The organism is Nitrobacter vulgaris (assembly GCF_031453995.1).
GTDB lineage: Bacteria > Pseudomonadota > Alphaproteobacteria > Rhizobiales > Xanthobacteraceae > Nitrobacter > Nitrobacter vulgaris.
In genome coordinates this window covers 1-5,702 of the sequence record NZ_JAVDPZ010000073.1, presented here as the reverse complement: position 1 = coordinate 5,702, position 5,702 = coordinate 1, and the positions used below count along the sequence as shown (strand labels likewise).

Annotated in this window: 6 protein-coding genes, 2 tRNA genes and 1 pseudogene; 6 read left to right on the top strand and 3 right to left on the bottom strand. The window is 54.4% G+C overall.

What is annotated here, in order from left to right:
- The 5 genes from GGQ85_RS20495 to GGQ85_RS20475 form a co-directional block, all read left to right on the top strand.
- Positions 1-536 (top strand): hypothetical protein (locus tag GGQ85_RS20495; protein ID WP_309776050.1); only part of this gene is annotated, 536 nt, incomplete at its 5' end.
- A 64-nt stretch (positions 537-600) separates the two neighbouring features.
- Positions 601-828: a hypothetical protein gene (locus GGQ85_RS20490; protein WP_309776049.1), complete on the top strand. Its 228-nt coding sequence runs from the start codon at positions 601-603 to the stop codon at positions 826-828.
- Between the two features lie 413 nt (positions 829-1,241).
- Entirely contained in the window at positions 1,242-1,418 is a 177-nt protein-coding gene (locus GGQ85_RS20485; RefSeq protein ID WP_309776048.1) for a hypothetical protein, read from the top strand.
- Positions 1,419-1,634: 216 nt separating this feature from the next.
- A tRNA-Val gene (locus tag GGQ85_RS20480) sits at positions 1,635-1,707 on the top strand.
- Positions 1,708-2,043: 336 nt separating this feature from the next.
- Positions 2,044-2,649 (top strand): hypothetical protein, encoded by a 606-nt coding sequence (locus GGQ85_RS20475; RefSeq protein WP_309776047.1) that lies wholly within the window; start codon positions 2,044-2,046, stop codon positions 2,647-2,649.
- A gap of 67 nt (positions 2,650-2,716) precedes the next feature.
- Here the strand turns inward: GGQ85_RS20475 and GGQ85_RS20470 are convergent, their stop codons facing one another.
- Positions 2,717-3,280 (bottom strand): YARHG domain-containing protein, encoded by a 564-nt coding sequence (locus GGQ85_RS20470; RefSeq protein WP_309776046.1) that lies wholly within the window; start codon positions 3,278-3,280, stop codon positions 2,717-2,719.
- A gap of 219 nt (positions 3,281-3,499) precedes the next feature.
- Between GGQ85_RS20470 and xth the strand changes: the two are divergent.
- A pseudogene (gene xth / locus GGQ85_RS20465) lies at positions 3,500-4,274 on the top strand (exodeoxyribonuclease III).
- 351 nt (positions 4,275-4,625) lie between these two features.
- On the opposite strand, the gene GGQ85_RS20460 reads toward xth, so the two are convergent.
- Both GGQ85_RS20460 and GGQ85_RS20455 read right to left on the bottom strand, forming a co-directional pair.
- Positions 4,626-4,702, bottom strand: a tRNA-His gene (locus GGQ85_RS20460).
- Positions 4,703-4,973: 271 nt separating this feature from the next.
- Positions 4,974-5,378: a phasin gene (locus tag GGQ85_RS20455; RefSeq protein ID WP_309776045.1), complete on the bottom strand. Its 405-nt coding sequence runs from the start codon at positions 5,376-5,378 to the stop codon at positions 4,974-4,976.
- Positions 5,379-5,702: the final 324 nt, after the last annotated feature.

The following is a 5,702-nucleotide window of genomic DNA, read 5'->3' as shown; positions in this document are numbered from 1 at the left end:
GTTGCAGACCTCAGGCGGAAACTTGTTGGTCGTCTTACTCATGGTGGCTCCATCCTCTCAAGAGTTGGAGCCTCCGGCAAACCCGGGGCGGTTCATTTTGGGATAAGCCGTCGCCTTCCCTGCCCGATACCGTGGTTGCATTTCACCTTTACTTTCCGACCTCAGAACTCGCCGTAGAACCGCATCAGCGTGTTGGCAAATTCTGGAAAGACGTGATTTACATCGAAGCCGCACCGTCTGGAAAGATGACGGTGGTCACGCTCTTTGTAACCAAGGGACTGGTTCGCCTTCACCATGGGTCCGAACCAAGTTTTCTACTTGCTGCCTTTAAGTTAGAAGGCGACTGGTATGCTCAACTAGTTGCGCACGGAGAACTGGAAGGTCACTTTCCCGAGATGATCGAACAAGGTAGGGCCAGCGTGGCAGCAATGATTGAAGAAAAAGGAATTGCCATGCCTGAACGAGGTTATGCCTATCTCTTCGGTCATCGGGAGAATGGCGCACGCTTTTTGTTCGGCATACGCCCCAAGCGCTAGTAGTTTGAATCGCGTGAGAAACACTCAGCTATTGCTAATATCCATGTTCTGCGCTGGGGTCTTCGTGACTGCTTCCGCTCAAGAGCCCAAAGCCATCAAGACTGTCAAAGTCACACAATCGCTCAACGATACCGCGCTCTATGAAGTGAAGAACGACGGAACCGTTCTAATCGATTGGGACGAAGTCGAAGCACTCGCCGCGAGCAAGCAAAACCCCCTGCTCTTGCCACAGGCTCAAGTCATGCTGGCGATCCGTGACGGAAAGTGGAAAGCCATGGATCATGCGAAGTGACGCCAAGACCGTCTCTTGATCGCAGCAATTGGCACCTCGCTTTCTGGCCTGCGTTCGTCATGCTCGTTCCCCCTCTGGTTCTATTCCGTTCTCGAAGAACGAGCCAGCGTCGCTAAAATCAACCAGCCGTGATTACTAACGGTCAGTGAAGAGGCTACGTCACCATCGTCGCTCACACTCGCAGAAGCGATCGTTCGCCAACGTCAGATTTCCCCAACATGGCGGCTGCGACTCGGTTGACCAGACGCACGGCCTTGCCAGATCGCGCTGAGAAATTGCGACGATCGACCTCCATCGCTCCATTTAATCAAACTCCTTATTAGCCAACTAGCTCGCGCGAGACATTCGCCGTTGCCTTGCGCAAAACGCGCGATCTGCTAAACCGCGCGCTTTACGATCGAAGGAATGACGATTTGCCAAAGAAGAAAACAACTATTCGCCGCGAGTGGACGAAAGACGACGTTCGCACTCTCAAGGCGCTCGCGAAACAAAAGGCTGGCGTCGCGAAGATTGCAAAGACGTTGAAGCGAACACCAGGCGCAACGGCAGCCAAGGCGCATACCATCGGTGTTTCTCTCAGTATGCAGTAGTGATCGTCATCGCCCCATTCCATCCGGTCATGGTGATTGATCTCTTGCGACGGTTCCAGAATTAACCCGGAACACCGATATAAAGCTTAATTCCAATGCAACGTTGCGTGCATCAAACAAGGTGCTACGCTTTTTCTCACCGGACATTGCCCTAGTCCGGGTTCACCCCTAGCGAAGTCGTCGACCGATCATACTCCGCTCGGCGGCTTCGTTTACGCGGATTTAGCTCAGCGGCAGAGCGGCGCAGTTCACGACGCAGGTCCATGTTCGACTCATGGAATCCGCACCATAGGATCCCGTTTGACGGGACGGCGAGCGTCTTCAACGAGACGGGACTTGGTGCGTGTTTGAGTTCGCGATGCAGTTAGACGCGATTCAATTTTGGGACCGCTTCGACGGGGCGTTGGCTTCGCGGCTAAGCGTTCATTTATCCAGATCGACCGAAGGGATTGCCGAAACTTCGGGAGCCGGTTGAGATGTTCAAGTACAACCGGCGCGCCCCTAGCTCAAGGTAAGTCCGCTGGCATCGCAAGCTTCACGAATAGCAGGATTGTCCATATGTTGAGATTGGAGATGCCGAATCCTTGGCTAAAGCTTGCGGCGAAACCCTACGTTCTGCCGGAAGATGCTGATTTGGTCGCGAAATTCAACGCCACGACCGATGCAACGTACAGGATCGATCTTAACGTTTTCCCTGATCCGTTTTGTCGGATCACCGGCTGCGCCAATATGGCTTCTCAACCTCAATCCCGGCTTACAGCAAACGGATTATCATCATCCGCAGCACGTTGTCGAAATGCAGCGACGCTCAATTGCTCTTGAGGCAGAAAATTTCTGGTATCTCGACGACAAGTTTTCAGGAACATCTGGTTATGACTGGTGGCGCAAGAAAACGCGAAGATTAACCGAGCACTATGATCTCACAACGCTGATGCGCGCATTTTTCGTTGTCGAATTGTTTCCTTACCATTCGGCGCGATATAAGCCGACCAAATCGCTGTTACCTTCGCAAGAGTTTACACGCGAGTTGGTTCGAGCTGGGTGCAAGGCTGAGAAAAAGTTCATAATAATGCGAAGAGAAAGGCAGTGGCTCGATCTCGTGCCGGAACTGATCACCGCAAACAAGACCGAATTGTTGAATGTGCAAGGATCATGGATCACGCTCGAAAACATGAAGAGCCCAGGGTTGCTGAAGTGTTGGCTCGATGATGTGGAAGACAAGATGGATTAATTGGCCGCGAGGTAGCTAGATTGCTTGTTAGATCGCTCCAACCATTGCCCGCATAAACAAGCCAGTCTCACCTGCCGTTCCACGACGAACACCAATCACCGACGTAATCTATTGTCGTGGTTTTGCCCGCAGCGCGCGCGTGGCGGCAGGAAACGGCCACCGCAACGGAAACGCGAACAATTAGCGGTGCCATGAAACGCGCCTCCGCTTTGTCGCTCGGACTTGCACTCGTCACTGCGGATCGCTTGGCGCGCTCGGTCGTCTGTATCGCGGTTACCAATCGACGATCCTCATGTGAGAGAGGCACGTCGAAAATATTTTGATACTTGCATCCGGCATTGCCAAAGGAGGTTGTTCCTCTTGGGGTGCGAAAGCAGTAGCCGCCCGCTTTGAAGATGCTGTTTCTTTGGTGCCGAAGCTGACCACAATCCAAGGTCTTCAAGTCGGTGAGTGGTCCGGGACTTCGTTTCGAGCCGGGCTCGGCTTGCGCAGCTGTCAAAATCAGCACGCTCACATTGGAGCTCGGGATGAAATTCGACGAGCGCAATTTAGCAAGCAAGCTGTGGGCCTGGGCATTGAGGTTTGAATTGCTGGAATGATCGGATGTTAGCGTTCCGCTTCGTCTCCACATCCCACCCCTGATCTTGATCTAGGTCAAGGCTGAGTGGCTCCTTTAATTAATCGATGGTTGCAGCGCTGCTCGTAATCCACGACCTCGGCAGAGGGACAAAAATGTTTGGATGCGCCTTGTGATGAAGCGAGGGTGCGGCAACGGCCGCTAGCGGATGGCTCGCCGGCCCTTAGCAGACGGTACGCTTCCAGAGGATGCGGCGCCCGCCGACGAACGCGCATGAAGATCGCCGCCTTCAACATCAATAACGTCAACAAGCGTCTGCCAAATCTTCTGGTGTGGCTGAAGCAGAGCAAGCCCGACATCGTTTGCCTTCAGGAATTGAAATGTGAGGCGAAAGACTTTCCGGAATGCGATTTCCAACGTGCCGGCTATTCGGCTGTATGGGAGGGGCAAAGGTCCTGGAATGGCGTTGCCATTTTGTCGAACCGATCGCGACCAATCGTTACCCGCCGGGCGGCTTCCCGGCGATTCCGCTGACCGTCAGGCCAGATACATCGAAGCCGCAATCGACGGCCTGCTGATCGCCTGTCTTTATCTTCCGAACGGAAATCCCCATCCAGGACCGAAGTTCGATTACAAAATGAAATGGTTTTCGCGGCTGTGTCGTCATGCGGCCCAGTTGCAGAATCAAGGCCATCCAGCCCTCTTGGTTGGCGACTATAACGTTGCGCCTACCGATCTCGATATCTATCCGACGAAATCGTGGGCTAAGGATGCACTGGTTCAGCCCGCGCCGCGCAAGGCATTTGCCTCGCTCATCGCGAACGGCTGGACAGACGCTCTGCGCGATGTCTTCGGCGACGAGCGGGTCTATACCTTCTGGACGTACTGGCGAGATCGCTATGAAAAGGATCATGGTCTCAGGCTTGACCACTTCCTTCTCAGCCCATCCGTTGCCTCCCGCTTAGTGGAAGCGGGCGTGGATGGCGATGTTAGAGGCGAAGACAACGCCAGCGATCACGCGCCGGCCTGGATCAGGCTGAGCCGGTAGAACGCATTGCGAAGCAGATTCGCTGACGCGGGCACCGCACCGCTGCTTAATGTTTCACCGAATGGACCGAGATGGTGGTCGCCACCGGGTGGCCTTGCGGCGTGCGAGACATCCTGTCTGCTGAGCGCCCTGCCCGCGCGAATCCGCGCGCATGATTCGTTGTGCGGCCAGCCACTTTCGGCTCCCCGTCCGCACCCAAAATGCCTATGAGCGATTTCGCTTGGTAATTTTTTTTCGCAGGGGTAACGCGCTGAGTTTTACAGCCGCTCCTGTTACCCCCATCGTTACCCGATCCCGATTTGACCGGATCAGCGGAGCCTAAAAATCATGAAATTATACTGTAATTTCAATTGGTACAGTTGGGTGGGCTCGAACCACCGACCTCCTGTTCCACAGACAGGCGCTCTAACCAACTGAGCTACAACTGCATCATGCTCGCGCGCCCAAAACGCAAATGCGAACGGGGCGGAAACTAGGTGCAACGCTCCGCTTTGGCAAGGCCACAACGATCCGTTATCGTGCGCCGCCTAGTCGTTTCAGACAGCAATCCTTTGGTCTTTGCATCTTATCGCGAGCTTTGGTTCAACGGCAGTCGGGAGTGGGCACATGCCGGATCTGATCGCGGCGGAGGCGACACTGAAAATAGCAAACCCGGACCGAGGGGCTCGGGTTGATAGATCTAGCGCGGGCAGGTGTTTATCAGGCGGTCGGCTGAAACAGTTTCGACGCGCCAGTCCTGATTGGCTCGGCAGTCTCCGCCGCAATTTTCTGGGTCAGTTCGGTCAATTCCTTGGCCTGGACCGCGAACGTTCCGAATTGATTGCGGGTATGGGTACTCCATAATTCGGTCGCATCAGACAACGACTTCGCGCCGACCAGGGCCTGCAAAAAATCGAAGCTGGCATTGGTATTGGCCTGACCGAAATCGAGCAGCTTAGCGGAATAAGCATGCGCCCCTTTAGTTGCAGCGTTAAACACGGCCTCAACAGCGCCGTTGCCGTCTTGCGCGGCTTCCTTGAACTTCGCGTAGTTATCGCGCGCCTGCAAAACACCCTTTTCGGCGAATGCACGCACTTCCTCGGGAACTTCAAAAGCCTTAGCCATGGCAGTCATCCTTTGCAGTTGGGAACGCAGTGTGACCTGCAACAACGATCGTCCTGCAACTCAGCTTGATTGCGAACTGATCAGGCCAGCATCTGATCTACTCTTACCATGACTTCCTTGTGCGACGCAACAATATATTGCGACGCAAAACTCGCCCCGCCGAGCGCCAAATAATGAATAATAATGCGAGGAGCGGTCTTGGCCCCTTAGACTTGAGGTTTGCGGGTTCCTAAGAGCCTGTTTGGAAAATCAGGGATGAGCGTTTCTGCGGATGAGGACACCGGCCATGGCGACATGGATCATGGCGGTTGAGACATCGATGCG

What these genes read in the sequence shown, in the direction of transcription:
- GGQ85_RS20470 (WP_309776046.1), bottom strand. Translation starts at nt 3,280, where the DNA reads ATGTGGAGACGAAGCGGAACGCTAACATCCGATCATTCCAGCAATTCA.
- GGQ85_RS20455 (WP_309776045.1), bottom strand. Translation starts at nt 5,378, where the DNA reads ATGGCTAAGGCTTTTGAAGTTCCCGAGGAAGTGCGTGCATTCGCCGAA.
- GGQ85_RS20475 (WP_309776047.1), top strand. Translation starts at nt 2,044, where the DNA reads ATGCTGATTTGGTCGCGAAATTCAACGCCACGACCGATGCAACGTACA.